The organism is Taklimakanibacter deserti (assembly GCA_003574785.1).
The window spans coordinates 11,876-38,483 of record QORU01000004.1; the positions used below are offsets into that span (position 1 = coordinate 11,876).

The window sequence follows — 26,608 nt, forward strand, 5'->3', positions numbered from 1 at the left end:
AGGCCGGCCCAATTCCTAGATTTCGCCCTTGAACGATCACTCGAGTGTCGGAGACCCGATGAAAGTTTTCACTGCCATTCTCGCCGCCGTCTCGCTCGTCGCATCCGCACAGGCGCAGGAACGCAAAACTGCCGCGCAAAAAGTGGCGCCGGCCATTGTGCAGGAAATCACACCGGCGCTCGCAGCCTTTACCGATGAGATTCTCTTTGGCGATGTGTGGCGACGCCCTGAGCTCGCGCCCCGGGACCGCAGCATGGTGACCATTGCCGCTCTCATTGCCGGCGGCCATACCGCCCAGATGACCGGGCATTTCAATCGTGGCCTCGATAATGGGGTCAAGCCCGATGAGATCACGGCGACCATCACCCATCTCGCCTTCTACGCCGGCTGGCCGCGCGCGATATCGGCCGTTGATGCTGCGAAGGACGTCTTTGCCAAGCGCGGGATCGAACTCGACCAGCTTGCAGCGGAATCGAGCGAGGTTCTTTCTCTTGATGAAGCCGGCGAGGCGCAACGCGCCGTGGCCGTCGACGACCAGGTCGGCGCCATTGCGCCGGCGCTCGCCCGCTACACCAACAGTGTCTTGTTCGGCGATCTGTGGCGGCGCGCCGACCTCACGCCCCGCGACCGGAGCCTGGTGACGATCTCCGCGTTGATCGCCGCAGGCCAGAGCGAACAACTGCCGTTTCACCTCAACCGGGGCATGGACAACGGCCTGACCCAAATCCAGCTCTCTGAAGTCATCACGCATATCGCTTTCTATGCCGGCTGGCCGCGAGCGATGTCCGCACTGCCGGTGGCCAAATCAGTCTTCGCGGCGCGGACAAAGTGACTCCTGTGTCCGTAATGACGTGCAGTCCGGTTTTCATGAGCCCTGCTCATAAGAGCTATCGCGAACGGGCCACTAATTAAACCTGGAGATGAACCTCACATGTGCACGCACACTCGACGGTGAACGCGACAGGACTGATTGGCAGATGATGCAATCGGCAGGGAGAAAATTCTGTTCAACGGCGAATGTCCACGTCGTCGCCGCCTCCGCCCAAGAAGAGATTGGAAATCACGACATGCAAGAGTCTTCCGAAATCGAAATATCCCGGCGCGACCTGATGATCGGAGCCGCTGCCGCCGCGGTGACAGCAGCCGCCGCGCCCACGGCCAACGCTCAAGCCACTACTGTCGGAGCGCCCGCCATGCCGAAAGTCTCGTTCACCATAAACGGCGAGGTCCGCAGTCTGGCGCTCGACACGCGGACCACGCTGCTCGATGCATTGCGCGAGCACTTGCATCTTGCCGGCACGAAGAAAGGCTGCGATCACGGCCAGTGCGGCGCCTGCACGGTGATCGTCAATGGCCAGCGGATCAATTCCTGTCTGACGCTGGCGGTGATGCATGAAGGCGACAGCATCACCACCATCGAAGGGCTGGGCACGCCCCGCGACATGCATCCGATGCAGGCCGCATTCGTGAAGCATGACGGATTTCAATGCGGTTATTGCACACCAGGCCAAGTCTGCTCGGCGGTGGCCGTGCTTCACGAGATCGAGGCCGGCGTCCCCAGCCATGCGAGCGCCGACCTCATCGAGCGGCCGCAGGCGACGGCCGCCGAGATCCGCGAGCGCATGAGCGGCAATATCTGCCGTTGCGGCGCCTATTCCAACATCATCGATGCGATCACCGAGGTCGCCGGGAGGAAGGCATGAGACCCTTTACCTACGAGCGCGCCCACTCGCCTGCCGAAGCGGCGGCGCTGGCGTCGCGCACGGAAGGCGCCAAGTTCATTGCCGGCGGCACCAATCTGCTCGACTTGATGAAGCTCGAGATCGAGACGCCGACACATCTGATCGATGTGAACGGTCTGGCGCTCGACAAGATCGAACCGACGCCTGATGGCGGCTTGCGCATCGGCGCCTTGGTGCGCAACACCGATCTTGCCGCCGATGAACGCGTGCGGCGCGACTACGCCCTGCTCACGCGGGCCCTGCTCGCCGGCGCATCAGGCCAGCTGCGCAACAAGGCGACGACGGCCGGCAACCTGCTTCAGCGCACCCGCTGCCCCTATTTCTATGACACCAACCAGCCGTGCAACAAACGCCGTCCCGGCAGCGGCTGTGCCGCCATTGGCGGCTTCAGCCGCCAACTCGCGGTCATGGGCACCAGCGAGGCTTGCATTGCGACCCATCCGAGCGACATGGCGGTAGCGCTGCGTGCGCTCGATGCGACGGTGGAGACCGTACGGCCGGACGGCACGATGCGGTCCATTCCCATTGCCGAGTTCCACCGGCTGCCCGGCGATACGCCACATATCGAGACGGCACTCGCACCGGGTGAGCTGATCACCGCGGTCACGCTGCCCAAGCCTCTCGGCGGCACGCATGTCTACCGCAAGGTCCGCGACCGCGCGTCTTACGCCTTTGCGCTGATCTCGGTCGGCGCGATCGTGCGGCAGGATGGCTCTGGACGTGTGGCTTTGGGCGGCGTGGCGCACAAGCCCTGGCGCGTCGAGGCGGCCGAGGCCGACATGCCGCGCGGCGCCAAGGCCGTCACGGCGCAACTGCTCGCCGGCGCCAGGCCCACGCAGCAGAACGCATTCAAGCTGCGGCTGGTCGAGCGCACCCTCGATGCGGTCCTGAACGAAGCAAGGGGCTGAAGCATGAAGTTCGACACTCCCGCAATCAACAATCCGATCGACCGGCTCAAGGTCATCGGCAAGCCCACCGACAGGATCGATGGGCCGCTCAAGGCCACCGGCACGGCGCCCTATGCCTATGAGCGCCACGATGCCGTGTCCGATCCGGCCTATGGCTATGTCGTGGGCTCCGCCATCGCCAAGGGACGGATAACCGCGATCGACCTGACTGAAGCCAAGGCTGCGCCCGGAGTGCTTGCCATCGTCACGGCGGAGAACGCCGGCAGGCTCGACAAGGGCAGCTTCAACACCGCGAGGTTGCTCGGCGGTCCGGATATCGAGCATTATCACCAGGCGATCGCCCTCGTGGTCGCTGAGACCTTCGAAGACGCGCGGGCTGCGGCCCAACTGGTCCGTGTCGACTATGTCGCGGCACAAGGCGCCTTCGACCTCGCCGCGGTGAAGGATTCTGCAGCGCCTGCGCCTGGCTTTGGCGGCCCGGCCGATACCGCCACCGGCGATTTCGCCGGCGCCTTCACCTCGGCACCCGTCACGCTCGATGAGACCTACACCACGCCCGACCATGCGCATGCGATGATGGAGCCGCATGCCTCGATTGCCGCCTGGCATGGCGACAAGCTCACGCTCTGGACCTCCAACCAGATGATCGACTGGAGCACCGGAGATGTGGCGAAAACGCTCGGCATCCCTAAGGAGAATGTCCGCCTGATCTCGCCCTTCATCGGCGGCGGCTTCGGCGGAAAGCTTTTCGTGCGCGCCGATGCGATATTGGCGGCACTCGGTGCGCGCGCGGTGCGGCAGCCGGTGAAAGTAGCCTTGCCGCGGCCGTTCATGTTCAACAATACCACGCATCGGCCGGCGACGATCCAGCGCGTCCGCATCGGTGCAGGAACCGACGGCAAGATCACGGCCATAGGTCATGAAAGCTGGTCGGGTGACCTGCCGAATGGCGGACCGGAGGCGGCGGCCTATCAGACCCGCCTTCTCTATGCCGGCGCCAACCGCATGACTGCCACGCGGCTTTCGGTCCTCGATCTTCCCGAGGGCAATGCCATGCGGGCACCCGGCGAGGCACCGGGCATGATGGCGCTCGAGGTCGCCATGGACGAGATGGCCGAGAAGCTGAAGCTCGATCCAATCGAGTTTCGCATCCGCAATGACACCGAGGTCGATCCCGAAAATCCGGCGCGGCCCTTCTCGCAGCGAAATTTCGCCGAATGCCTGCGCACCGGCGCCGAGCGTTTCGGCTGGAACGGGCGCGATCCCTCGCCCAGCGCCATCCGCGACGGGCGCTGGCTGGTGGGCATGGGTGTCGCGGCTGCCTTCCGCAACAACCTGCTCACCAAATCGGCCGCGCGTGTCCGGCTCGACGAGCGCGGCATTGTGACGGTCGAGACCGACATGACCGACATCGGCACGGGCACCTACACGATCATTGCGCAAACCGCAGCCGAGATGATGGGCCTGCCGCTTGACAAGGTGGTCGTGCGCCTCGGCGACTCCACCTTTCCGGTATCGGCCGGCTCGGGCGGGCAATGGGGCGCCAACAACTCGACCGCGGGCGTCTTCGCCGCCTGTGTCAAGCTGCGCGAGGCGGTGGCGCAGAAGCTCGGTTTCAATTCCACCGATGCCGTATTCGAGGATGGTCGGGTCCGCTCCGGCAATCGCAGCGCCTCGCTCGCGGAGGCAGCGGGAAAAGACGGTCTCGTCGCCGAGGATACAATCGAATATGGCGATCTCGACAAGAAGTACCAGCAGTCGACCTTCGGCGCGCATTTCGTCGAAGTCGGCGTCGATGCTGTCACCGCGGAGATTCGTATAAGGCGCATGCTTGCGGTCTGCGCCGCCGGGCGCATCCTCAATCCCAAGGCGGCGCGAAGCCAGGTGATCGGCGCCATGACCATGGGTGCGGGCGCCGCCCTCATGGAGGAACTTGCCGTCGACAAGCGGTTGGGCTTCTTCGTCAATCATGATCTTGCCGGCTACGAGGTGCCGGTCCATGCCGACATCCCGCATCAGGAGGTCGTTTTCCTTGACGAGACCGATCCGCTTTCCTCGCCGATGAAGGCCAAGGGGGTGGGCGAGCTCGGCATATGCGGCGTCGGTGCCGCCGTCGCCAATGCCATCTACAACGCAACGGGGGTGCGCGTGCGCGACTACCCGATCACGCTCGACAAGCTCCTCGACCGCCTGCCGGGCATTGGATGAGCATATCCGCAGCGAAGGTCATGATCACTCGCAGGACCATGCTTGCCGCCGCGGGCGGACTGATGGCGGCGTCCGGAGCTGCCCATGCAATGCAACGAAGGATAGAAACCATGGAGATCAAGAGAAGCGGCTCGCAACCCTCCGCCGGCGGTCCCACGGAATACTTCACCGGCGCCGTGCGGATCGACATGCGGTTTCACCCTCCTTCGCTAAAGCTTCGGAGGGCTCCCGTCTCCAGTCCTGCGAAGCACTGGAAGGTGCGAAGCAGGAAGGCGAGCGAGCCGGGTCGTGTCGGCGGCGCCTTCGTCACCTTCGAACCGGGTGCCCGCACGGCATGGCACACGCATCCGCTTGGCCAGACGCTCATCGTCGCGTCCGGTTCCGGCTGGGTGCAGAGCGAGGGAGGTCCGAAGCAAGAGATCCGTCCCGGCGATATCGTCTGGATTCCTGCCGGTGAGAAGCATTGGCATGGCGCGACGGCCACCACGGCAATGACCCACATCGCCATCGCCGAGGCGTTGGATGGAAAGAGCGTCGACTGGCTGGAAAAGGTCAACGACGGGCAATACGGAGCTTGAGTTATTTCACGCAGACGATGAACAGTCGCGGAAAGCGCAAGAGCACCTTGCCGTCGCTCGCCGCCGGATACGCTTCGGCGATGCGCGTGCGATATCGGGCAAGATAGCCTTCGCGCTCATCCGGATCGAGCGGATCGATATAGGGCCTGAGGCCCGTGCCCTTCACCCATTCGACGATGCCGTCCGCCCCGGCGAGCGGGTGGTTGTAGATCGTGTGCCAGATATCGACCTGCGCCGCCTGCGGCTTCAGCGCGCCGTAATAGGTCGCAGGCGATGGCAGGCGATCGCGCGGCTGTCCAAGCTTCCTGAGCTTCACGGCCCACGGCCCTTCGGCGGCCGTTGCGCGCATGGCGACGTGCGAAGGCTCGTCCAGATTGTCGGGCATCTGCACCGCGAGCACACCGCCCTCCGGGAGTGTCGCAAGGAGACGGCCAAGCACCTCGAGATGGTCCGGCACCCATTGGAACACCGCATTGGCGAACAAGAGATCGGGCGCCTCCGTCGGCCGCCAGCTGGCGAGGTCGCCTTCGATGAAATGCGCATGCGGGTAGGATTGGCGCGCCTTCGCCAGCATGTCGGGCGATGAATCGAGGCCGACGATGCGAGCCTCGGGATAGCGCGCGATCAAAAGCTCGGTCGAGTTGCCCGGCCCGCAGCCGAGATCATAGACGAGGCGGGGCGCCTGCAGCGGCACTTGCGCCAGGAGATCGCGCGCCGCGCGCGTGCGCTCGTCGGCGAATTTGAGATATTGGGTGGAGGACCAGTCAGCCATGCCCTTCTATGGCATGGCTGACGGTTCGGATCACGTCGACTTTGGGCAGTCCAGCCACAAGCCCTGACTGTGATCTCTTCTCTTGACTCAGAATATCTTGTCGATCGGGAGTCCCAGCGCCATGGCGCCGGCATATTCGGCCTGCGGACCCGATTGCAGCGGGTGATAGCGGGCACCCTGGATGTCGCGGAAGTGCTTCTCGAGCTTCTGCGCCCGATAGAAGCCGGCCCCGCCCGCCGCTTCGATGGCGAGCTCCGCGACGCGCAGCACATTCTGGCCGACGAGCTGGCGGCCGATCATCACGTCATTGATCGTCTCCGCCGAAGGCGCATTGCGCCGCACCACGTCGAGCATCGACTGCCGCGCCATTTGCGCTGCCCGCAATGCGGTCTCCATCTCGCCGACAAGCGCCAGCACATGGCGGTCGGGCCGCCGCTTCTTGGCGAGGCCTATGGCGATGTCGCGCGCGCTCTCGGCGACCCCCAGATAGACGGAGTAGACGAGCGGAAAGGCGATGGTGGCGATGATCTGGAACAGCGGATGCCATTCGCCCGCCTTGCGCCGCAACGCGACCGCGGCATCGGGAACGACATGGCCTTCGATCATCACGTCATGCGAGCCGGTGCCGCGCATGCCGAGGGTGCGCCAATTGTCGAGCACCTTCACATGCGGCGAATTCATCGGGATGCCGAAATGCAGGACCTCGCCCGTCTCCGCGCAAATGGCCCCGGTCATCAGGAGATCGCCGAGGGGTGCGGCCGAGGTGAAGACCTTGCGCGCGGTGATGCGGTAACCGCCATCGACCTTCTCGGCCTTGCCGGATCCTGAGATCCAGTCGGATCCGCCGCTCGACAGCAGCATGATGCGCTCGCCTGCGATCCGCTTGAGCAGCGGCTCGACCGCCATTGCCTTCTGGTGCCGCCAGCGCCAGGCGGGGATGGCGACCTGATGCGTGTGCATGGAGAAGGCGAGAGCCGTCGAGGCGCAATGATGCGCCAGCACGCGCAGCATCTCGGCGAGCTCGTCGATCGATGCGCCGCCCCCGCCCAATTCCTGGGGGACGCCCGCTTCGACAAGCCCTGCGTCCTTGAGGGCCTTGAGATTGTCGGCGACGAACCGGTCTTCATCGGCATCGGCCGCAAAACCCTGGTCGAGCCTTTCTGCTAACTCGACAATGTCGAGCGATCTGGTGGAATGCATGGGTTGAACTTGAGCCATGATGACCTCGAACTGGGAAACGCCTCTCCGCCCATGATCATTCCATTGGCCTCCTCGCGCGGCTAGTCACGAAACTGTACTCCTTCCTCGATGGTGGGCGCTACCGGCCATCGGCGAGGTCCCAAAACTGTACTGGACACTGGCTCAGGGCCCATCGTAGCGTCCACAACCGAGGGCCCGGAGACGGGAGGACACAGGTGGAGCAAGGCAGTTACGGGCAGTTCTGCCCGGTCGCCATGGCGGCGGAGGTCTTCTGCACGCGCTGGACGGCGTTGGTTATGCGCGAGATCCTCTGCGGCAGCACGCGGTTCAACGACATCCGGCGCGGGGTGCCGCGCATGTCGCCGACCCTCCTCTCGAAGCGGCTCAAGGAGCTGCAGAAGGCGGGCATCATCCACACGCGCCGCGCCAAATCCTCAGGCAGCGTCGAATATGTGCTCACCCAGTCCGGCGAGGATTTGCGCCCGCTCGTGATGTCGCTCGGCATCTGGGGCCAGCGCTGGGTGGAATCGAAGCTGTCGCTCAAGAATCTCGATCCGACCGTCCTCATGTGGGACATGCGCCGGTTTCTCGATCCAACACCCTTGCCAGAAAGGCCTTGCACCATCCATTTCGAATATCCGGAGCTCGACGATGCACGCCGCCATTGGTGGCTGGTCATCGACAAGGGTGTCGTCGATCTGTGCCTTCTCGATCCGGGTCATGAGATCGATCTCACCGTCACCGGATCCTTAAGGGCGATGACCGCGATCTGGATGGGCGTCTCCACCGTCCAGAAGGAAGTGGAGGCTGGCGCGCTCGACCTTGTCGGCGATCCGAAGATCGCCCGCTCGATGCAGAAATGGCTGGGCCTCTCGCCTTTCGCCAAAGAGAAAAGCCGCGTCGGCGCGGATGCGGCATAGAGCATCGGCCCGAAAAGTTGCAGACTTTTCGGATAAGCCGATGCGCAAAACGACTCAACGATTCGCGAGAACGACGACGGCATAGACGCAAGGCTTGCCGCTCTCATTCTTGAACATGCAATCGGCCGGCGGGCCGAGCTCCAGGCAGTCGCCTTCGCCGAGCTCGTGGCGCGTGCCCCCCTCGACGAACACCAGCGATCCCTTCAGGACCCAGATCAATTGCCGCAGGAAGGCATAGGCCGAAGCCGGCATTGGAATTTCGGTTCTGGGCGGAAGCTCGATGCGCACGAGATCGAGCGGCATATCGGAGCGCGGCGACACATGCCGGCGCACATAGCCGCTTTGCGGATCGATCCACACCGGCTGGTCCTCCTTCCGCAGAAGCCGGCCTTCCTGCATTTCCGCCCGTGCCATCAGCGTCGACATGGTCAGACTGAAGGCCCCTGAAAGCTTGGCCAGCAGTGTCGCGGTCGGGCTGCTCTCGCCGCGCTCGATCTTGTGGACCATGGCGCGCGACACGCCGGAGCGTTCCGCAAGCTCGGTCAGCGACCAGCCCCGGCTTTCACGTTCGAGGCGGATTCTGGCGCCGATGCGGCGATCCAGACTATCCAATTTAGTAGACATATGTTATACTATAATAGACAATTCTACTGGAGAGCAAGATGCTTATCCGAGACGCCACACCTGACGACATTGCCGGCATCACCGCCATTTACAATGACGCCGTCATCCACACGACCGCCATCTGGAACGACATCAAGGTCGATGCCGCCAACCGCGCCGCCTGGCTTTCGGAGCGCCGGCGCCAGCTCTATCCGGTCCTGGTCGCCGTCGATGATCGCCAGACGGTGCTGGGCTATGCCTCCTTCGGCGACTGGCGCGCCTGGGACGGCTATCGCCACACGGTCGAGCATTCGGTCTATGTGCATAAGGACCGGCGCGGCTCAGGGATAGGCAAGGCGCTGATGGATGAGCTCATCCTTCGTGCCCGCTCCATCGGCAAGCATGTGATGGTCGCCGGCGTCGAAGGCCGCAACGAGACGTCGATCAGGCTTCATCGCAGGCTCGGTTTCGAGCAAGTCGGCCATCTCAAGGAAGTGGGCGCCAAATTCGGCGCCTGGCTCGATCTGGTCTTTCTGCAGCTCACTCTCGACACGCGGGACCGACCCGACAGGTGAGCTCTCCCGCCACCATCCTTCTTCTGATCATGGCCGGCGCCGCCCTGGTCGTGCAGAATCTCCTAATGGTCCGCATCACGCAGTCCGTCTCGACGGTTCTCATCACCCTGGTGATCAATTCGACCGTTGGCCTGACGGGCCTCGCCGCCCTGCTTCTCGCCCGCAACGGCCTGTCCGGCTTCGTCGAAGCGGCGGCCTCGCTGAAGGCTTGGGCCCTACTCCCGGGATTGCTCGGCTCGTTCTTCGTCTTTGCCGGTTTGCTCGGCTATCAGAAGATCGGCGCCGCATCGACCATCGCCATCCTCGTCTCGAGCCAGCTTGTCGCCGGACTGATCGCCGACGCGGCGGGATCAGGTGCTGGTGGTCTCAAGGCCAATATCGTCCCCATGATCGGAGCGATGTTCCTGGTCGCCGGCGTGATCCTTATCCTGCGGAAAGGCCTCTGAGCTACGATTCAACGGGGATCTGGGTCGCGACCACGCGCTCCACGGGCCGCTCGCTTTGCGCCAGCCCTTTGGCGACGCCGGCCCGGTCCGCCGCAGCTCTGTTCTGGCTGAGCTTGCGCTTGCCCTCGAGCCTCGTGATCGGCAGGCGCAAGCCGACAATGCCGCGCAGCTGCGCTTTGATGAAGGGCTCGGGCGCGTCGCTGACCGCCCAGGGTGCTGCGCGGGGCTTCTCGTGAAGCTCGGTGAGGCGCGTCACCACATCGAGCAGCCGCGCCGCATCGTCGAAGAACTCGATCGGCCCATAGGCATGGACCGCGCTGTAGTTCCAGGTCGGCACGACCTTGCCATGCTCGATCTTGGACGCATACCAGGAGGGCGTGACATAGGCGTCGGCGCCCATGAAGATGGCAAGCGCCTCGCCAATGGGCGGCATCGTCCATTGCGGATTGGCCCGGGCGACATGCCCGTAGAGAACGCCCTGCTCGCCTTCGGCCTCGACGAGGAACAGCGGCAAAGGCGTCGCGATCAGGCCCTCGGCCGTGGCGGTCACCAGATTGCTGAGGCGCGCGCCGCGCATCACCTCATGCAGGATCTGGCGATCGTCTTCGCGGAAGGCCGGCGGAACATACATGGCGGAGTCCTTTGTTTTCGCGAAGCTAGCGCGAAAGTGGACCGATATGAATCTCCAGTATTTGAAAATTTGAACAGGCCACTTTAAGGCGGCTATCTGGCGCCGGCGCCGGACGATAAGCTGGCAGCTCGACCACTTCGGGAGAACTCCATGGACAAGCCGGATGCACGGCAGGAAACCACGCTCTTTGCGCCCGGCGGCTATCGCTACATTCCGAGCGTGTTCCAATATTCCGCCGGCGTCATCGCAGCGCCCGGCTTCGACATGGTGCGCGTCAGATTGAGCGGCAATCCGCCATTAGCTCAAGGCTTCAGCCTTATCGAGCAGTTCGTCAAGCGGGAAGGCCGGCCCTTGGCCGCCTTCTGCGCCTGCGAATTGCGCTCGCCCGCACCTTTTGACGAAGCGGGTTTCCGCGCCTTCAACCGGCTCTATGTCGAGACCTTGCAGCGCTGGGGGATTTCCGATGGCGAGACCAATCCCGTGGCGCGCACCAATGTCTGTCCGGCGATCGATCCGCCCTCCGAGCCGTCATTCCATGCCTTCGCCTTTACCATCCAGCGTCCCACCGAAAGGCCGGGTTTCGTCGTCGCCGGCAGCGGCGAATCCGTCGAGGGAAAAGCGAACTACCGCGATCACATCATTCGCCTGGGCGATGTCAGCCCGGAGGCCCTGCGCGAGAAGGCGCGCTTCGTGCTGGGTGAAATGGAGCGCAGGCTCAGGCGCCTCGGCGTCGGCTGGGAAGCGACCAGCGCCGTCCAGGCCTACACCATCCACGATCTCCATCCCTTCCTGGCGGACGAGATCGTCCGCCGCGGCGCCGCGCGCTCAGGACTGACCTGGCATTTCACCCGCCCGCCGGTCGTCGATCTCGAATTCGAGATGGACTGCCGCGGCATGACCCAGGAATTGGTGATTTAGCGCGCGAACTGCTTGTACTTGATCCGCTTCGGCATGACCGAATCCTCGCCCAGCCTGCGCTTCTTGTCTTCCTCATAGTCCTGGAAGTTGCCCTCGAACCATTCGACATGGCTGTCGCCCTCGAAGGAGAGCATGTGGGTCGCGAGCCGGTCGAGGAACATGCGGTCGTGGCTGATGATGACGGCGCAGCCGGCAAAGTCTTCCAGCGCCTCTTCGAGCGCCGCCAGCGTCTCGGTGTCGAGATCGTTCGTCGGCTCGTCGAGGAGCAGCACATTGGCGCCCGATTTGAGCATCTTGGCAAGATGCACCCGGTTGCGTTGGCCGCCCGACAGCGTGCCGACCTTCTGCTGCTGGTCGCCACCCTTGAAGTTGAACGAGCCGGTATAGGCGCGCGAATTGATCTCGCGCTTGCCGAGATAGATGATGTCGTTGCCGCCCGAGATCTCTTCCCACACCGTCTTGTTGGGATCGAGCGAGTCGCGGCTCTGGTCGACATAGCCGAGCTTGACGCTTTCGCCGATCTGGACCGAGCCCTGGTCCGGCGTCTCCTGGCCGGTCAGCATGCGAAACAAGGTGGTCTTGCCGGCGCCGTTCGGCCCGATCACGCCGACAATGCCGCCGGGCGGCAGCTTGAAGGAGAGATCGTCGATGAGGAGCCGCTCGCCATAGGCCTTGGACAGGCCCTCGATGTCGATGACATTGTTGCCGAGCCTTTCGCCCGGCGGGATGATGATCTGCGCCGTCGTCGATTTGAGACGGGCGTCGTTCGCCTTGACCAGCTCATCATAGGCCTTGAAGCGGGCCTTGGATTTCGCCTGCCGCGCCTTGGGCGATGAGGCGATCCAGGCCTGCTCGCGCTCGAGCACTTTCTGGCGCGCCGCATCCTCGCGCGCTTCCTGGGCGAAGCGCTTGGCTTTCTGGCCGAGATAGGCCGAGTAGTTGCCCTCATAGGGAATGCCGCGGCCGCGGTCGAGCTCGAGAATCCAGCCCGTCACATTGTCGAGGAAGTAGCGGTCATGGGTGACGATCAGGATGGCGCCCGGATATTCGCGCAAATGATGCTCGAGCCAGTTGACGCTTTCGGCATCGAGATGGTTGGTCGGCTCGTCGAGGAGCAAAAGGTCGGGCTTGGCCAGCAGCAACTTGGTGAGGGCGACGCGGCGGCGCTCGCCGCCCGAGAGATTGTCGATCGAAGCCTCGCCCGGCGGGCAGCGCATGGCGTCCATCGCCTGCTCGACTTGGGCGTCGAGGTCCCACAGATTCTGGGCATCGATCTTGTCCTGCAGCACTGCCGCCTTTTCGGCATTCTCGTCGGAATAATCCGCCATCAAGGCATTATATTCATCGAGAATGGCCTTCTTGGCCGCAACCCCTTCCATGACATTGCCCAGCACGTTGAGCTGCGGGTCGAGCTCAGGCTCCTGCTCGAGATAGCCGACGGTGGCCCCTTCGGCCACCCAGGCCTCGCCCGAAAACTCGGTGTCGAGCCCCGCCATGACGCGCAGCAGCGTCGACTTGCCTGAGCCATTGGGCCCGAGCACGCCGATCTTGGCGTCCGGGTAGAAGGACAGGTTGATATTGTCGAGGACCTTCTTGCCGCCGGCATAGGCCTTGGAGAGGCCGTGCATATGATAGATGAACTGACGCGCCATCAGATTTCCGTTTACCGATGAATGGAGTTGGGCCGGCTTCTAACCGATGCCGGCCCCTGATGCAACGTTTACCAGGATTTAGCTAATGGTCCCCCTTCTCGGCCAAAAGCTTCTTCTGATAGCGGCTCTGGATGATGTCGACGATGACGAGAGCCACCACCACGAAATAGAAGGTGCTCTTGGCCATCGGCTCGATCGGATAGCCGAAAAAGCTGAGATGGGCGATGTGGCCGCCCTCCGACATCAGCATGACGCCGACCAGGAGGAGCACGAACAGCCCCAGGACCTCATACATCCGGTTCTTGGCGAGGAACGCCGCCACCCGCTCGGAGAGCACGACCATGAGCACGCCCGAGACGATGATGGCGAGCGTCATCACGGCGAAATTCTTCGTCAACGCCACCGCCGAGAGCACCGTGTCGAAGGAGAAGACGATGTTCATGATGAGGATCCAGACCAGCGCCGAGGCGACGCTGCGCATGGCCCGGCCATTGCTCTCGCCATGCCCCAGTTCGGGGGCGGCCAGCATGTGGTAGATCTCCTTGAGCGCGGTATAGAGCAGGAACACGCCGCCCGCGAGCACGATCACGCTGTGGCCGTTGACCGAGCCAGAGACCAGCGGCGGAATATCGATGCTGAACAGCGGATCTTGGAAGGCGCTGATCAATTGCAGCACGACGAACAGCAACGCGATGCGCAAGCCGATGGCGAGCACGATGCCGACCTGGCGCACATATTTCTGCTTGTCGGCGGCAACCCGCTTGGCCTCGATCGATATATAGAGAAGGTTGTCGAAGCCGAGGACAGTTTCGAGCGCCGTCAGCACCAGAAAGGTGACCAGGTTTTCGGCTGTGAAGAATTCGGCCATGAGTCAGCTCCCCGCTAGGCTGGCACTTTGTTGCCAGCCTAGCGGGGATGACGCAAGAGCGGAAAATCAGGCGGTGCGGCGCAGGACCGGCAGCGCAATCCAGGTGAAGAGCAGGATGGCGAGGAAGAACAGGATCGAGGAAATCGCCGTCACCGGTTCGATCGCGATATTTCCGGACAGAACGAAGAAAAGTGACACGAGCATGACGACGCCGCTGGCTGCCGTCAGCCAGAAATGGATCATCGCCAGCCGCGACCGGCCGATCTCGGGAAAGAAATGGTAGAAGAAGGCGAAGAAACCTGACATCAGCCACCCGGCCACCATCGCATGGGCATGGACCGGCATCTGGGTATGATCCTGGCGAATGGCCATGGCCAGTCCCAGAAGCATGCCACAAATGGCGTAGATGAGTGCAAGGATGAAGAAATTGCGCGCTGCGCCCGTCATGAAAAATGCCTCGTCCCTTGAGTGCCCCGATCGCGACAGGCCATAGCAGAAAACCGATTCGCCACACAGAATCTTATCCACGGAACCCGGATTCGAAATTGTTCCCGTCGCAATCGAGCATGCCCGGCATCGAGCGCAATTATCAGTATGGGAATTTAGGTTCCTCGATATCTGGCTGGCCGGTGCTATTTCAAAACTGAAAGGGAAAATACCGCTCTAAGAGCGGCGGATCATGTCGACGTACGAAAAGATCCAAGCATGCCTTGTACTGCGAGGCGTGAGAGATCTTTTGCGTCTTCATCTTCGCCTGATTCATTTGCCGTGAATGGCAAGAAGGGAGGATATTCATGTCTAACGAGGAACGTATCGCAAGTGCCTTCGCTCGCATCGGGAATCCTGTAAGCCGGCGCGTGTTCATGCAACTTGCATCGGCTGCCGGCATTAGCGTGCCGCTGGCCTCTGCAATAGGCGGGCTCGGCTCGCCGGCGTTCGCGCAGGGCAAAGGCAAGGCGGCGACCTGTGTCGCAACCCTGGCCAATGACTATTGGGCTGCTTTCATGAAAGGCTTCGGAGCAACGGTCTCGAAGCTGGGCCTCGAGAAGGTTGAGCTGTTTCACGACAACGACGCTGCGCGCGAGATCAGCCAGGTGCGAGGCCTGCCCACCCAGGGCGTGAACATGCTGATCAACACCGTCGTGGCGGCTGGCGAGGTGCCGATGATCGCCAAGCTCTGCCAGGAGAGCCAGATCTATTATTCGGCGATCTGGGAAACACCGGCCTGGTTCACTCCCTCGGACATCGGCGACTACTTCGTCGCCTATATGACCGCCAACTCGACGGAAGCCGGCTATCAGGTCGGCAAGGCGCTGTTCGAGTCGATCGGTGGCGAAGGAGAGGTTGTCCACATCAAGGGTCTTGCTACCCCCACCGATGACGCCAGAACTGCCGGGATGATGAAGGCCGCGGCGGAATTCCCGGGCATCAAGATCGTCGGCGGGCTGCGTGGTGACTGGGTGCGCGAAAAAGCCCGCACCGTCATGCTGTCCATGGTCACCGCCTATCCGAACATGAAGGGCGTGTTTGCCCAAAACGACTCCATGGCGCTCGGCGTGCTCAGCGTGCTCAAGGAACGGGGCTTGAAGCATGTAAAGGTTGCGGGCATCGATGGGCTATCGGAAGGCCTTCAGGAAGTCGCCAAGGGCGAGCAATTCGTCGCCACCAACACATCGCTGGCGCCGTACCAGGCAGGCTTCGCGACGGTCATGCTGTTCGACGCGCTGAGCGGGTGGAAGCCAAGCCTGCCCGAGCGGCTACTCTATACCGGCTCCCTGACCGCCACCGCCGAGACGGCGGCCTCGATCGACACCAAAATCTATCAGAGCGCCGAACTGCCCTTCGACTGGGCGAAGATGAGCCGCACATTGAATCCCGACAGTTGGGATCCCCAGAACAACATCTTCCCGATCGATCCCGCAACCCATTGGGCCGGGCAGGACGGGAAGGACAAGCTCAATGCCGCTTATGGCGACGCGGCCAAGTGGAAAACGGATTTCGACGCCACAGCGAAACTTTATGCCGATCGCTACAAGAGCGGACCGTTCAAGTGAACGTGCAGGAGATGGGCCGCCCGGGACACCCGGGCGGCCCTGCTACCCGAGCGCCGGCGCTTGCGCTGCGTGATATTTCAAAGACCTACCCGGGCACCAGGGCGCTTGCGGGGGTAAGCTTCACGTTGCAGCGCAACCAGATGCTTGGCCTCGTCGGCGAGAACGGTGCCGGCAAGTCGACATTGCTTTCGATCATCAACGGAACGGTCCGCCCCGATACCGGCACCATCGCCATCAACGGCGAGGCGGTCGGATTCGGCTATCCAACGGAAGCCGCCCGCAAGGGCGTCGCAACCGTCTTCCAGGAACAAGGGCTGATTCCGACCATCCCCGTCTTCGAGAATATCTTCCTTGGTCGCGAAGCCAAATTCTCCATCGCCGGCGGGCTGCGGCGCAGGGCAATGATCGCCGAGACACGTGCCGTGCTCGACGAACTCGAGGTCGACATCAGCCCGACCGTACTGACCGGCACGCTCTCTTTCGGCGAGCGCCAGCTTGTCGAGATCGCGAAAGCCTTTGCCTTGGCGCGCGTCTATCCGGTCCAGCCGATCATTCTTCTCGACGAACCGACCAGCGCGCTCTCGGACAATGAGGCGGCGAAACTGTTTGACGGTATCAAGCGCTGGCGCGCCCGCGCCTCCTTCGTGCTGGTGTCCCATCGGCTGGCCGATGTCTTCGCCGCCTGCGACGAGGTTGTTGCGCTCAAGGACGGTCAGGTCGTCGGCCAGAGGCCGATCGGCACGATCGACGAAACCGGCCTGCACGAATTGATCGTCGGACGCCAGCGCAATGCCGAATATTACCGCGAGACGATCCAGCGCGAACCGGGGGCAAAGGTGGTGCTGAAGACCACCGCCATCACCAAGCCCGGCCATCTGCGCGGCGTATCCCTGGAATTGCACGAGGGCGAGATTCTCGGCGTCGCGGGCGTGCTCGGCTCGGGAAAGTCGACGCTCGCCAAGATCGTCGCAGGCTCAGAAGCGCAAACCACGGGCGAGGTGACGGTCGGCGGCATGACCTTGAAGCGCGGCTCGCGACGCGACGCCATCCGCCACGGCATCGGCTTCGTACCCGCCGAGCGCAGCGTCGCCGGCATCATCGGCACCCATACGATCGACTGGAACCTGACGCTCCCCAATCTCAAGCGGATCGGCATCGGCCTGCTCGGATTGATCTCGCCGCGCCGCAGCCGGACGCTGACGCAGGAATGGATCCGGCGGCTGAAGATTCGCGCCCCGGGGCCATCGGTCACCTGTCGGACACTGTCCGGCGGCAACCAGCAAAAGGTCGTGTTCGCCAAATGGCTGGCGCGCGGCGTCAATATCCTCGTGCTCGACGATCCGGGCCGCGGCCTCGACGTCGGAGCCAAGGAGGACATCTACTCGCTCATGCGCGAGATCGCCGACGGCGGCGCGGCGGTGCTCCTCGTATCCGATAACCTGCCCGAACTGATCGGGCTCTCCAACCGCATCATGGTACTGCGCAACGGCATGGTCTCGGCGATGGTCGAGGCACGCAAGGAGGCCAAGCCCCGTGAGGTCGATGTCGTTTCGGCCATGCTTTGACGAAAATGGAACAGAATATCATGGTCCAGAAGCCGGCAACCACCGCCAAGGTGACCCGCGACATCGAGCTTCGCACGATAATCCTGCCGATCATCGCCATCGTGGTGCTGATCGCCTACTTCTCCTACGTCAATCCGCTGTTTTTCTCCTCAGCCAATGCGCTGAACATCGGCCGCCAATCATCGGTGCTTCTAATCGTCGCGTTGGCGGGAACGGTTGTGATCCTGATCGGCTCGATCGACCTTTCGGTCGGCGCCCTCGTGACACTTACCGGAATTCTTGCCGCACTGACCATCGACCGCTTCGGCATTGCCGGCGCAACCTTCGTTGGCCTTGGAATCGGAGCGCTGGTTGGGCTGATCAACGGCGGTCTCGTCACCATGCTGAAGGTTCCCTCCTTCCTGGTCACGCTCGGCATGCTGTCAATCCTGTCGGGCGTGGCCAACCAGATCTCCCAGGGCCAGTCGATCCTGTTCACGGACAGCCTGCTGCCGGATCTGGTCAACGGCTCCTATGTGCTCGGTATCCCGAACATCATCTGGTTCGCGCTCATCGCCACCGGGATCCTCACGGTTGTCGCCTTCCGCACCAAGCTCGGGCGCTATCTCTATGCGTTGGGTGGCGGCGAGATCGTCGCGGCCCATGCCGGCGTGCCGGTCACCTTCTACAAGATTCTCGCTTTCGTTCTGGCCGGCGCGATCTGCGGCCTGGCGGGCGTCATGCTCACCGGTCAGGTCGGCGCCGGCACGCCGACCGCCGGCAGCAGCCTGTTGCTGAACTCTATCGCCGCGGTCGTCATGGGCGGAACTGCCCTGTCGGGAGGAATCGGCGGTCCGCATCGGACGTTCCTGGGCGTGCTCGTCATCGCCATCCTGACCAACGGCATGGACGTGACCGAGGTGAACAGCTTCACCCAGGACATCGTCAAGGGCTTCGTGATCATCCTGGCGGTGTCGTTGACCATCGACCGCTCGAAATATGCTTTCATCAAGTGACGGGGAGAAAGCTCATGAAGGCGTCTGCGAAAAGAAGATTTGGCCGGTCGGGCCTCGAACTGACCGCCATGGGTTTCGGTACCGCGCCGATCGGCAATCAGTTCCGCCGGGTGCCGGAAGAAGATGCGCGCGCGGTGATCGGTGGCGCCTGGGACGCCGGCTTGCGCTATTTCGACACCGCCCCGATGTACGGACACGGCCTGTCCGAACATCGTCTCGGCGAGTCGCTGCGTGCCTATCCGCGAAATGACTACGTGCTCTCCACCAAGGTAGGCCGCAAACTAAAACCTGTGCCGGCAGGCGGGCTGACCTCGTTTTTCTGGGTCGACATGCCGCCCTTCGAGATCGAGCACGACTACAGTTACGACGGCTGCATGCGCTCCTTCGAGGACAGCCTGCAGCGCCTTGGACGGGCCCGCATCGACATCCTGTTCATCCACGACATCGATGTTTTCAGCCATGGCCCGGAACTGCAGAAGCAGCATTTCCGCACCGCCATGGACAGCGGCTGGAAGGCGCTGGAGAAGCTGCGCTCGGAAGGGCTGGTGAAAGCGATCGGCGTCGGCTGCAACGAGTGGCAGGTCTGCGAGGCGGCGCTGCGCGAGCGCGACTTCGATTGCTTCCTGCTCGCCGGCCGCTACACGCTGCTGGAGCAGGACGCACTCGACACCTTCCTGCCGCTCTGCGAAGAGCGCGACGTCTCGATTGTGCTGGGCGGCGGCTTCAACAGCGGCATTCTGGCCACCGGCCCGGTCAAGGGCGCGCACTACAACTACAGCGAGGCCGGGCCGGAAATCCTCGCGCGTGTGGCGAAGATCGAGGCGGTCTGCAAGGCGCACGATGTGCCGCTGAAGGCGGCCGCGCTGCAGTTCGTACTGGCCCATCCCGCCATCACGACCAACATTCCCGGCACCCGAACCAAGAAGCATCTCGACGAGAACATCGCCCTCATCGAGCACCCGATCCCCGGCGAATTGTGGGTGGATCTCAGGAAACAGGGCCTGGTGCGCGAAAACGCTCCGGTTCCGACCTGATGGCGAGGTTGATTTGCAAAAGGAGGATTGAACCATGGCGGAAAGACACAAAGGCGCGGTTGTCACCGGCGCCGCACGCGGCATAGGTCGCCAGATCGCAACAGGTCTGCTGCAGGACGGATTCGGCGTCGTCATTGCCGACCTCGACCCCATGGTCGGACAGGCGACGGTCGACGAACTCGCCAAGGCGCATGCCGGCCGCGTGATCTTCCACAAGGTGGACGTTTCGGATCGCGCTGAGGTCAAAGGCGCGATCGCGGCGTGCCGCAAGACGTTCGGCGGCCTCGACGTGATGATCAACAATGCCGGGTTCAACAAGCCGGAGCCGTTTCTGGAGGCGACGGAAAGCACTTGGAACGCAATCATGAACGTCAACGGTCTCGGCGTGCTGATCGGCATCCAGGAAGCCGCCAGGGCGATGATCGCCGACGGCACCAAGGGCAAGATCATCAACACCGCCTCGATCGCCGGCCGCACCGGCTTTGCCGACTTCGCCCCCTACTCGGCCAGCAAGGCGGTGGTCATCAGCCTGACCCAGGCTGGCGCTCGCGCCCTCGCCGCCAAGGGCATCACCGTCAACGCCTTCGCGCCGGGCGTGGTCGACACCCCGCTCTGGGAGAAGCTCGACAAGGATCTGATGGCGATGGGTGCGAGCTCCAAGCCAGGCGAGGCCATGAACTCGCTCGCCAGCCAGATCCTGCTCGGCCGCGTCGCCAAGCCGACCGACGTCGTCGGCACGGTTCGCTTCCTGTGGTCCGACCAGTCTGACTATATGACCGGCCAAGTCCTCCTGATCGATGGCGGGATGATCCTCCAATGAGCGGCAAGACGGGAGTTCTCACCGGCGCGGCCGGCGGCATCGGCCGCGCCACCGCCGAACGCTTCGCCAAGGAGGGTTGGTCGTTGGTGCTGGTTGACCGCACAGACGCGGTCAAGGAAGTGGCCAGGGACCTGTCCGCCGCCTCGGGCGCGAAGATCGTCGGCGTCGCCGCCGATGTCGCCAACCCCGCCGACTATGGCCTGATCGACGCCGAGATCGCGGCAATCGGCGCGCCGCTGAAGTTTCTCGGCTTGATTGCCGGCGTCCTGCAGGAGGTGGGCTCGATCGAGACGCTGGCGGTGGCGGAATGGGACCGCGTGTTCAGCATCAACACGCGCGCCAACTTCCTGCTGATCAAGCACTTCATCCCGGCGCTGCGCGCCGCGGGTGGCGCATCCATCGTCACCATCTCGAGCTGGTATGGCAAGAGCGGTCACGCATTCTTCGGTGCCTATTGCGCGTCGAAGGCGGCGCTGATCTCGCTGACGCATACGGCGGCCGCGGAGCTTGCAGGCGACAGGATTCGCGTGAATTCGGTCGCTCCGGGCAATGTCGCCACGAGCATGCATTTCGATGCGCTGCGCGAGGAAGCCGCCAAGCGCAGCATCACCTTCGAGGAGATGAAGAAAATCGAGTGGGACAAGATCCCGCTCGGCCGTGCGGCCGACCCGGCGGAGCTCGCTGCCGCGACAGCGTTCCTGGCCGGGCCGGACGGCGCCTATATCACCGGGGCGACGATCGACGTGAACGGCGGCTGCCTGTTCTCGTAAGAGGGCTCGGCGGCATCACGCCCGCCGGCACGACGAGAAGCCTCCGACGATGCGCCCCGGGTTTGAGCCGGACTGTCAGTGCGATCGTTTGCATCGCGTGGAAAGGAAACACCATGGTCAAGAGAGTAGATGTCGAATTCAAGTCGGAGGGCACGACCGTTCGCGGCTGGCTTTATCTTGGCGGCGAAGGCAAGCGCTCGCCGACCGTCGTGCTCGCCGGCGGCTGGTGCTATGTGCGCGAGATTGTGATGCCGACCTACGCCAAGGCCTTCGCCGAAGCCGGCATCAACGCTCTGATCTTCGACTATCGCAATCTCGGGGTCAGCGACGGCGACAACCGGCAGCATCTCGATCCGTGGCAGCAGATCCGGGATTACCAGAATGCCATGAGCTTCCTGGAGCGCCATGAGCTGGTCGACCCCGACCGTATCGGCGTGTGGGGTATCTCCTACTCCGGCGGCCACGCCCTGATTCTGGCCGCCATCGACCCGCGCGTTAGGTCGATCGTCAGCCAGATCCCCGTGATCGACGGCTACGAGAACATGCGCCGCGCTCACGGCACCATGGAATATCGTGCGCTTTGGGATCTCGTGCTGAAGGATCGGGCACTGCGCTACGACAAGCCCGGCCAGAGACTCTATTTGCCGCATGCGACGGAGCGCTCGGCAGAAGAGGTCTCGGCCTGGCCCTTCCCGGAGACGGTGCGCACCTTCCTTGCGATCAAGGCGTCCGAGGCGCCCCTCTACGAAAACCGCAGCACAGTGGAGTCCGTCGACCTGCTCATGAACTACGACGTCGGCCCGTTCGTAAAGCGCATCTACAACACGCCGACGCTCATGATCGTCGCGGAGGGCGATGACCTCACGCTGTGGGATCTCGAAATCGGTGCGTTCAACCAGATACCGTCGACGCGCAAGCGCCTGGAGATACTTCCCCACACCTCCCACATGACGCTTTACTCGGACAAGTCGAAGGTCGAGGTGGCAGCCGCCTTGGCGCGCGAATGGTTCGTGGAAACCCTGCAGCCCTGAAGCCCGGCGAGGCGATCACGGACCCATCAATGCCCAGGCGACGAGAAGGGCTGCGCCTGCCCCGGCGAGGCCGAAGCCCAGCACGAAGCGCATGCGATGCAGCATGATTCCTGAACGCACTCTTTCGGTATCGATTTCATCTTCCGGCATGGCGCAATCTCCGTTTCTTGGGTGGCGCGACGGAAGCCTTCTTTGGTTTCACTTGTACCGAACCCGGACAAAGGACCCAAAGAGAACTGGGACGTATTTTAGCCCTTAACGGGGTTTGTAGATAGGCCAACTCACCGTCGATCGAGACTCGCAGGCGCTTGCGTTCCGCATGGATGGCGATCTCGCGCCCCTCCAGGAAATCGAGCCGGCTGTTGCTTTCCCATTTGCCGAGGCTCGCTTGCGCCGACATGGCGAGAAGTTCCTTCCAGTCGCGCGTCTGCGCCGCGTAGATCGCGAGCTTGCCCCGCTCGGGCATTTCGCTGTGCGGTAGCCCACCCAGTCCTTCGACAAAGGGATTGTTGGCGATGATGAGCGATGTCGTCTTGAGCTTCACCTGGTCGGAATCGACCGTGAGCCTGAGCCTCATCCGCGGCGCCTGGCGCAAGAGCTTCCACCAGGTCTTGAGCCAGGCGAGTTTCTTGCCCAAGCGTGAATGGTAGCGTTGCCGCTCGCGGCCGGCGACGATGCGTGGATGCAGTCCCAGCGTGACGTGATGGACGAAAATCTCGCCATTCACCTCGCCGATATCGATAGGCCGCTTTTCACCCGTGAGCAGCATTTCCGTCGCTTCTTCGAGGTTGAGAGGAATGCCCAGCGCCCGCGCGAAAAGATTCATCGTGCCGAGTGGCAGGATGCCCAGGACCGTCTTATGGCCGGCGAAAAGGGCGGCTGCGGTGGAGACCGTCCCATCGCCGCCGCCCGCGAGCACCGTATCGCTGCTCTCGCGGGCATGCGTGAGGGCCTCCTTGATTTCAACGCCTCGGACCAACCTCACATCGACCTTGTGGCCATGAGATTTGACGATATCGACAATGGTCCGGGCCATCGCTTTGGCATCGCCGTCCCTGAGCGTGCCGCTGTCCTGGTTGAGAACCACGTCGACTTTCAGATGCCGTCCTCCGCATGTTGCGGAAAGTGAACGCCGGCAATCTGCAAAAGTTCCCTATAGGAACTACCGCGTATCGGGCCGCCCGATCGCTTCCGCCGTGACCTCGGCCTTGAGCAGACCATTGTCGTCCACGGCGTCGGGCAGATAGCTCTTCTCGATGCTGACCTTGACCTCGGCGTGGCTCGCGCCCATTTGCGCGACGGCGGCAAGCGCCTCCTGGCGCGCCAGCGTCTCGGCGGCGGCCAAGGCCTGAGCCCCCGAGCCCAGGCTCGTGGTGCCACCCGGGCCATGCAGGCGAAAGACTCCGCTGCCGTCGCCTTCGACCGTGACCGTAACATTGCGCGCCACGACGCCGGTCGCCGCCCCTACCGCATTGGCGACGTCGCAGAAATCCGGGAACACGACCTCCGCCGCGAGCCTTCGCCCTACTTCGCCGTAGTAGATCCGGACCGGCCCGCCGACGGCCACCACCGGAACTTGCGGACTGACCGCGATCCGAGTCAAGCCGAGCCCGCCCTGTCCCGAGCAGACGGCATCGAGCAAGGCATCGCCGCCGGTCTTGCGGCCGAGCGCCGTGTCGAGGATGACGCGGCCCGTGAGCCGCACCACGTCCGACCACACTTCCTCGCAAAACTCCTTCACCCGTTCGGGCGCCGGCATCTTCATCTCGCGGAAGCGCATCAGGAGCTGCGCCGCCTTCTCTGCCGCGGGTCCCGACCAGTTTGCCTGAAGGCCCAGCACATGCGCGGCATCGGAGGGCGTGAAGCCGCAAATCTGCACGAGACCCTTGCGCTTGAGCGCGGCGAGCGCCCGCTGCGCGCCCGACGACACCGCGACCTTGCGGATGGGTTTCGGGCGATCGGTGACGAGATCGAGGATCTCCTTCTCGCGCGCCGAAAGTTCCGATGTCGCCGGGGCTCCGCTCAAGCCGAAGGGATGGACCACGAAGCGGCCATGCATCGATCCGCCTTCGCTGTCGGCGATGTCGCTGTCGAGCATGGCGAGCACTTCCGGGAACCGCTCGGCGATGAGCGAGACCGGCACGATGCGCCCCGGGCCGACGATGAGCGTGCCATTCGGCCCGAAGCTGATCTCGGAATCGCCGCCGAGGCCGATGGTGCGGACATCGATGGCCTTGACCATGGTGCGCCAGCCGCCGACTTCCGCCCCCTCCTCGGTGACGCGCGGGCGACCGTTCTGCAGGACGCCGAGATCGGTGGTGGTGCCCCCCATGTCCGACATGATGAAGTCGCCGAGCCCCGACAGCCAGCGCGCCCCGACGAGGCTCGCCGCCGGCCCCGACAGCACCGTCTCGATCGGCCGCTTCGCCACCGTCTCGGCCAGCGCCAGCGTGCCGTCGCCCTTCACGATCATCAGCGGGCAGACGATCTTGAGGGAGGCCATGGCGCGTCCCACCGCCTCGATGAGGAGCGAGATGCGCGAGATGAGCCTGGCATTGAGGGCGGCGGTGAGCGCCCGGCGCGGCGCATCGAGTGCCGAGGAAAGCTCGGTCGACAGCGTCACCGGCTTGCCGGTCGAAGAGGTGATCGCCTCGCGGATCAGGTGCTCATGGGCGGGATTGCGCACGGCGAAGCTCGCGGCGACGGCGAAGGCGTCGCACTTGCCGCCGATCCGTTCGAGGGCCGCGCCGAGCGCCGCTTTGTCGAGCGCCACCCGCTCGTCGCCATTGTGGTCATGGCCGCCGGCGATGATCTCGATCGGCATGCCGGGAAAGGCCTTGGCGATGCCGGTGCGCTCGGCCATTTGCGCATCGAAGCCGGCGAGGATGACGCCGACCGAGCTGCCATGGCCTTCGACGACGGCATTGGTCGCCAAAGTCGTCGAGACCGAAACGAGCGAGATGTCTTCCGGCGCCAGCCCCTTGGGCAGGCTCGCCACCGCTTTGGTGATCGCCTCGGTGACGCCGATGGCGAGATCGCCCTTGGTGGTGATGGCCTTGGCCGAGGCGATCACCTTGTGATCGCGGGCGGCGATGACCGCGGCATCGGTATAGGTGCCGCCGGTATCGACACCAATGAAATAAGACTCTGAGGACATGAAGACAGGCCAGGCAATGAATGGAAGCTGGGCGCTAACAACCCTGCTCTCGCCTGTCAATGGCACCGGCCTCACAGGCTGGTTCAAAAAGCCCGCCTAACCGATTCAAAAACCTCAGGCATTCTCTTTGCCTGTCGCTTACTGCCGCTTTTGGGACGCTGCTGTAAGGCCATATGGCTCGGCGCGCGCTCACATTGCACCGGTGGAGGCAGCGCGATGACCGCTGGTAGCAGCAATAGACCTCGGCGCCTTGTTTCCCTGGCGCCCAATGTCTCGATGATCCTCTTCGCCCTCGGCGCCGATCATGTCGTCGTCGGACGCACGCAATATTGCGTGGCCTCCATTCGGGACTACCTCGACACATGGGGGGTTTCCGGTGAGGAGACGATTGCGCGCCTCGCTCACTGGGAGGCATTGCCGGATATGGGCGCCTGGCCCCGGGCGGATCACGAGCGCGCGGCGTCCCTTCGGCCGGACATGGTCCTCGCTTCAGGAAGCGGCCCGTTCGATACGCATGAGGCCAGTATGTTCGGTCTTCGGCCGGAGGCCCTGATCAATTTCGACACCCGCACATTGGCCGATCTCGATCGGCAGATCCTGACCATAGGCGAGATCGTCTGCAGGCCGGAAGCCGCCCGGGAACTCGTCTCGCAACTGGCGGCGCGGCGCGATGGGGTTCTGGCGCAACGGCGAATGCCGGCTGGCAGCCCGGCGATCCTCTTCGAATACTGCATCTGCATCAAATACCATCCCGATCCCGCACGGCGCCGCGCCAATCCCGGACGCTTCATCATGGTGGGCGGTTATCTGGCGGCGGAGCTGATCCGGCTCTGCGGCGGCAAGCCGCTCCTCGCGCAGCGAGGCGATGCCGTGGCCTGGGTCGATTTCAATTCCGTCCGGGATGCCAGGCCCGACATGATCCTCGCTTTCGACTGTCAGGACTGCCCCAATGCAATGTCGCATCCCGTGGCCAGGCGCCCGGGCTGGCCGGAGCTCAAAGCCGTCTCCGGCCATGCCGTCTATCGGCCGCGACGGAATATCGCCAATCCCAATCTCTGCTATCCCTCAGCGCTGGCCGAGCTCATGGAGCTGGTCACCATATGGGATGACGCACAGCCGAAGAACTTGATCAATCCGATCAACGGATCGATTTAAGCGATT

Annotated in this window: 27 protein-coding genes; 17 read left to right on the plus strand and 10 right to left on the minus strand. The window is 63.5% G+C overall.

The window, feature by feature from the left end:
• Positions 1–28: 28 nt before the first annotated feature.
• From DS839_RS08810 to DS839_RS08830, 5 genes are all read left to right on the plus strand, one after another.
• A complete protein-coding gene (locus DS839_RS08810) occupies positions 29–832 on the plus strand; it encodes a carboxymuconolactone decarboxylase family protein (RefSeq protein ID WP_368911386.1) in 804 nt (267 codons plus the stop codon).
• Between the two features lie 235 nt (positions 833–1,067).
• Positions 1,068–1,703 carry an aldehyde dehydrogenase iron-sulfur subunit PaoA gene (gene paoA / locus DS839_RS08815; RefSeq protein ID WP_119269954.1) on the plus strand — a complete coding sequence of 212 codons (636 nt, stop codon included), beginning with the start codon at positions 1,068–1,070 and terminating at the stop codon, positions 1,701–1,703.
• Positions 1,700–2,650, plus strand: a complete 951-nt coding sequence (locus DS839_RS08820) for an FAD binding domain-containing protein (RefSeq protein WP_119269955.1) — start codon at positions 1,700–1,702, stop codon at positions 2,648–2,650. Before paoA ends, DS839_RS08820 begins: the two co-directional genes overlap by 4 nt.
• Positions 2,651–2,653: 3 nt before the next feature.
• On the plus strand, positions 2,654–4,858 hold the full coding sequence (paoC, locus tag DS839_RS08825) for an aldehyde oxidoreductase molybdenum-binding subunit PaoC (protein WP_119269956.1): 2,205 nt from the start codon (positions 2,654–2,656) through the stop codon (positions 4,856–4,858).
• Between the two features lie 110 nt (positions 4,859–4,968).
• Positions 4,969–5,436, plus strand: a complete 468-nt coding sequence (locus DS839_RS08830) for a (R)-mandelonitrile lyase (protein ID WP_119269957.1) — start codon at positions 4,969–4,971, stop codon at positions 5,434–5,436.
• 1 nt (position 5,437) lies between these two features.
• Here DS839_RS08830 and tam read toward each other — a convergent pair whose 3' ends face one another.
• Both tam and DS839_RS08840 read right to left on the minus strand, forming a co-directional pair.
• Positions 5,438–6,208 carry a trans-aconitate 2-methyltransferase gene (tam, locus tag DS839_RS08835; RefSeq protein WP_119269958.1) on the minus strand — a complete coding sequence of 257 codons (771 nt, stop codon included), beginning with the start codon at positions 6,206–6,208 and terminating at the stop codon, positions 5,438–5,440.
• A gap of 87 nt (positions 6,209–6,295) precedes the next feature.
• Positions 6,296–7,408 carry an acyl-CoA dehydrogenase family protein gene (locus DS839_RS08840; RefSeq protein ID WP_368911483.1) on the minus strand — a complete coding sequence of 371 codons (1,113 nt, stop codon included), beginning with the start codon at positions 7,406–7,408 and terminating at the stop codon, positions 6,296–6,298.
• A 254-nt stretch (positions 7,409–7,662) separates the two neighbouring features.
• Between DS839_RS08840 and DS839_RS08845 the strand changes: the two genes are divergently transcribed.
• Positions 7,663–8,328, plus strand: coding sequence for a winged helix-turn-helix transcriptional regulator (locus tag DS839_RS08845; RefSeq protein WP_119269960.1), 666 nt, complete (start codon positions 7,663–7,665; stop codon positions 8,326–8,328).
• A gap of 54 nt (positions 8,329–8,382) precedes the next feature.
• On the opposite strand, the gene DS839_RS08850 is transcribed toward DS839_RS08845, so the two are convergent.
• Positions 8,383–8,952, minus strand: coding sequence for a helix-turn-helix domain-containing protein (locus DS839_RS08850; RefSeq protein WP_119269961.1), 570 nt, complete (start codon positions 8,950–8,952; stop codon positions 8,383–8,385).
• Positions 8,953–8,990: 38 nt separating this feature from the next.
• On the opposite strand from DS839_RS08850, the gene DS839_RS08855 reads away from it, so the two are divergent.
• Positions 8,991–9,506: a GNAT family N-acetyltransferase gene (locus tag DS839_RS08855; protein ID WP_119269962.1), complete on the plus strand. Its 516-nt coding sequence runs from the start codon at positions 8,991–8,993 to the stop codon at positions 9,504–9,506.
• A complete protein-coding gene (locus DS839_RS08860) occupies positions 9,503–9,952 on the plus strand; it encodes a DMT family transporter (protein WP_368911389.1) in 450 nt (149 codons plus the stop codon). Before DS839_RS08855 ends, DS839_RS08860 begins: the two co-directional genes overlap by 4 nt.
• 1 nt (position 9,953) lies before the next feature.
• Here the strand turns inward: DS839_RS08860 and DS839_RS08865 are convergent, their stop codons facing one another.
• Positions 9,954–10,583, minus strand: a complete 630-nt coding sequence (locus DS839_RS08865) for an FMN-binding negative transcriptional regulator (protein ID WP_119269963.1) — start codon at positions 10,581–10,583, stop codon at positions 9,954–9,956.
• A 150-nt stretch (positions 10,584–10,733) separates the two neighbouring features.
• Here DS839_RS08865 and cnbZ point away from each other — a divergent pair, with 150 nt between their 5' ends.
• On the plus strand, positions 10,734–11,501 hold the full coding sequence (cnbZ, locus tag DS839_RS08870) for a 2-amino-5-chloromuconate deaminase CnbZ (protein WP_119269964.1): 768 nt from the start codon (positions 10,734–10,736) through the stop codon (positions 11,499–11,501).
• On the opposite strand, the gene ettA is transcribed toward cnbZ, so the two are convergent.
• From ettA to DS839_RS08885, 3 genes are all read right to left on the minus strand, one after another.
• Positions 11,498–13,153, minus strand: coding sequence for an energy-dependent translational throttle protein EttA (ettA, locus tag DS839_RS08875; RefSeq protein ID WP_119269965.1), 1,656 nt, complete (start codon positions 13,151–13,153; stop codon positions 11,498–11,500). The genes cnbZ and ettA overlap by 4 nt on opposite strands.
• Positions 13,154–13,235: 82 nt before the next feature.
• On the minus strand, positions 13,236–14,021 hold the full coding sequence (locus DS839_RS08880; RefSeq protein WP_119269966.1) for a TerC family protein: 786 nt from the start codon (positions 14,019–14,021) through the stop codon (positions 13,236–13,238).
• A 66-nt stretch (positions 14,022–14,087) separates the two neighbouring features.
• Positions 14,088–14,468 (minus strand): hypothetical protein, encoded by a 381-nt coding sequence (locus DS839_RS08885; RefSeq protein ID WP_119270342.1) that lies wholly within the window; start codon positions 14,466–14,468, stop codon positions 14,088–14,090.
• Between the two features lie 416 nt (positions 14,469–14,884).
• Here DS839_RS08885 and DS839_RS08890 point away from each other — a divergent pair, with 416 nt between their 5' ends.
• From DS839_RS08890 to DS839_RS08920, 7 genes are all read left to right on the plus strand, one after another.
• Positions 14,885–16,075: a sugar ABC transporter substrate-binding protein gene (locus tag DS839_RS08890; protein ID WP_162918404.1), complete on the plus strand. Its 1,191-nt coding sequence runs from the start codon at positions 14,885–14,887 to the stop codon at positions 16,073–16,075.
• 11 nt (positions 16,076–16,086) lie between these two features.
• Positions 16,087–17,640, plus strand: a complete 1,554-nt coding sequence (locus DS839_RS08895; RefSeq protein WP_119269968.1) for a sugar ABC transporter ATP-binding protein — start codon at positions 16,087–16,089, stop codon at positions 17,638–17,640.
• Positions 17,641–17,660: 20 nt separating this feature from the next.
• Positions 17,661–18,635: an ABC transporter permease gene (locus tag DS839_RS08900; RefSeq protein WP_368911393.1), complete on the plus strand. Its 975-nt coding sequence runs from the start codon at positions 17,661–17,663 to the stop codon at positions 18,633–18,635.
• Between the two features lie 14 nt (positions 18,636–18,649).
• Positions 18,650–19,669 carry an aldo/keto reductase gene (locus DS839_RS08905; protein WP_119269969.1) on the plus strand — a complete coding sequence of 340 codons (1,020 nt, stop codon included), beginning with the start codon at positions 18,650–18,652 and terminating at the stop codon, positions 19,667–19,669.
• A gap of 34 nt (positions 19,670–19,703) precedes the next feature.
• Positions 19,704–20,489: an SDR family oxidoreductase gene (locus DS839_RS08910; RefSeq protein ID WP_119269970.1), complete on the plus strand. Its 786-nt coding sequence runs from the start codon at positions 19,704–19,706 to the stop codon at positions 20,487–20,489.
• Complete coding sequence (locus DS839_RS08915; protein WP_119269971.1) at positions 20,486–21,259, plus strand: SDR family NAD(P)-dependent oxidoreductase; 774 nt, start codon at positions 20,486–20,488, stop codon at positions 21,257–21,259. Before DS839_RS08910 ends, DS839_RS08915 begins: the two co-directional genes overlap by 4 nt.
• 113 nt (positions 21,260–21,372) lie before the next feature.
• Positions 21,373–22,290, plus strand: a complete 918-nt coding sequence (locus DS839_RS08920; RefSeq protein ID WP_119269972.1) for an alpha/beta hydrolase — start codon at positions 21,373–21,375, stop codon at positions 22,288–22,290.
• A gap of 15 nt (positions 22,291–22,305) precedes the next feature.
• On the opposite strand, the gene DS839_RS36890 is transcribed toward DS839_RS08920, so the two are convergent.
• From DS839_RS36890 to DS839_RS08930, 3 genes are all read right to left on the minus strand, one after another.
• Positions 22,306–22,440, minus strand: a complete 135-nt coding sequence (locus tag DS839_RS36890; RefSeq protein WP_368911395.1) for a hypothetical protein — start codon at positions 22,438–22,440, stop codon at positions 22,306–22,308.
• Positions 22,427–23,377 (minus strand): diacylglycerol/lipid kinase family protein, encoded by a 951-nt coding sequence (locus tag DS839_RS08925; RefSeq protein ID WP_162918406.1) that lies wholly within the window; start codon positions 23,375–23,377, stop codon positions 22,427–22,429. The genes DS839_RS36890 and DS839_RS08925 overlap by 14 nt, the downstream gene beginning before the upstream one ends.
• A gap of 75 nt (positions 23,378–23,452) precedes the next feature.
• Positions 23,453–25,447, minus strand: coding sequence for a hydantoinase/oxoprolinase family protein (locus DS839_RS08930; RefSeq protein ID WP_119269974.1), 1,995 nt, complete (start codon positions 25,445–25,447; stop codon positions 23,453–23,455).
• 216 nt (positions 25,448–25,663) lie between these two features.
• Between DS839_RS08930 and DS839_RS08935 the strand changes: the two genes are divergently transcribed.
• Positions 25,664–26,602 (plus strand): ABC transporter substrate-binding protein, encoded by a 939-nt coding sequence (locus tag DS839_RS08935; protein WP_119269975.1) that lies wholly within the window; start codon positions 25,664–25,666, stop codon positions 26,600–26,602.
• Positions 26,603–26,608 lie beyond the last annotated feature (6 nt).

Coding starts and splice junctions, on each gene's coding strand:
- DS839_RS08885 (WP_119270342.1), bottom strand. CDS start 14,468: ATGACGGGCGCAGCGCGCAATTTCTTCATCCTTGCACTCATCTACGCC.
- DS839_RS08820 (WP_119269955.1), top strand. CDS start 1,700: ATGAGACCCTTTACCTACGAGCGCGCCCACTCGCCTGCCGAAGCGGCG.
- DS839_RS08840 (WP_368911483.1), bottom strand. CDS start 7,408: ATGCATTCCACCAGATCGCTCGACATTGTCGAGTTAGCAGAAAGGCTC.
- DS839_RS08890 (WP_162918404.1), top strand. CDS start 14,885: ATGCAACTTGCATCGGCTGCCGGCATTAGCGTGCCGCTGGCCTCTGCA.
- DS839_RS08865 (WP_119269963.1), bottom strand. CDS start 10,583: ATGTATGTTCCGCCGGCCTTCCGCGAAGACGATCGCCAGATCCTGCAT.
- DS839_RS08910 (WP_119269970.1), top strand. CDS start 19,704: ATGGCGGAAAGACACAAAGGCGCGGTTGTCACCGGCGCCGCACGCGGC.
- DS839_RS08830 (WP_119269957.1), top strand. CDS start 4,969: ATGGAGATCAAGAGAAGCGGCTCGCAACCCTCCGCCGGCGGTCCCACG.
- DS839_RS08845 (WP_119269960.1), top strand. CDS start 7,663: ATGGCGGCGGAGGTCTTCTGCACGCGCTGGACGGCGTTGGTTATGCGC.
- DS839_RS08895 (WP_119269968.1), top strand. CDS start 16,087: ATGGGCCGCCCGGGACACCCGGGCGGCCCTGCTACCCGAGCGCCGGCG.
- DS839_RS08915 (WP_119269971.1), top strand. CDS start 20,486: ATGAGCGGCAAGACGGGAGTTCTCACCGGCGCGGCCGGCGGCATCGGC.
- ettA (WP_119269965.1), bottom strand. CDS start 13,153: ATGGCGCGTCAGTTCATCTATCATATGCACGGCCTCTCCAAGGCCTAT.
- DS839_RS08855 (WP_119269962.1), top strand. CDS start 8,991: ATGCTTATCCGAGACGCCACACCTGACGACATTGCCGGCATCACCGCC.
- paoA (WP_119269954.1), top strand. CDS start 1,068: ATGCAAGAGTCTTCCGAAATCGAAATATCCCGGCGCGACCTGATGATC.
- DS839_RS08850 (WP_119269961.1), bottom strand. CDS start 8,952: ATGTCTACTAAATTGGATAGTCTGGATCGCCGCATCGGCGCCAGAATC.
- DS839_RS08900 (WP_368911393.1), top strand. CDS start 17,661: ATGGTCCAGAAGCCGGCAACCACCGCCAAGGTGACCCGCGACATCGAG.
- DS839_RS08905 (WP_119269969.1), top strand. CDS start 18,650: ATGAAGGCGTCTGCGAAAAGAAGATTTGGCCGGTCGGGCCTCGAACTG.
- tam (WP_119269958.1), bottom strand. CDS start 6,208: ATGGCTGACTGGTCCTCCACCCAATATCTCAAATTCGCCGACGAGCGC.
- cnbZ (WP_119269964.1), top strand. CDS start 10,734: ATGGACAAGCCGGATGCACGGCAGGAAACCACGCTCTTTGCGCCCGGC.
- paoC (WP_119269956.1), top strand. CDS start 2,654: ATGAAGTTCGACACTCCCGCAATCAACAATCCGATCGACCGGCTCAAG.
- DS839_RS08880 (WP_119269966.1), bottom strand. CDS start 14,021: ATGGCCGAATTCTTCACAGCCGAAAACCTGGTCACCTTTCTGGTGCTG.
- DS839_RS08935 (WP_119269975.1), top strand. CDS start 25,664: ATGACCGCTGGTAGCAGCAATAGACCTCGGCGCCTTGTTTCCCTGGCG.
- DS839_RS08930 (WP_119269974.1), bottom strand. CDS start 25,447: ATGTCCTCAGAGTCTTATTTCATTGGTGTCGATACCGGCGGCACCTAT.
- DS839_RS08920 (WP_119269972.1), top strand. CDS start 21,373: ATGGTCAAGAGAGTAGATGTCGAATTCAAGTCGGAGGGCACGACCGTT.
- DS839_RS36890 (WP_368911395.1), bottom strand. CDS start 22,440: ATGCCGGAAGATGAAATCGATACCGAAAGAGTGCGTTCAGGAATCATG.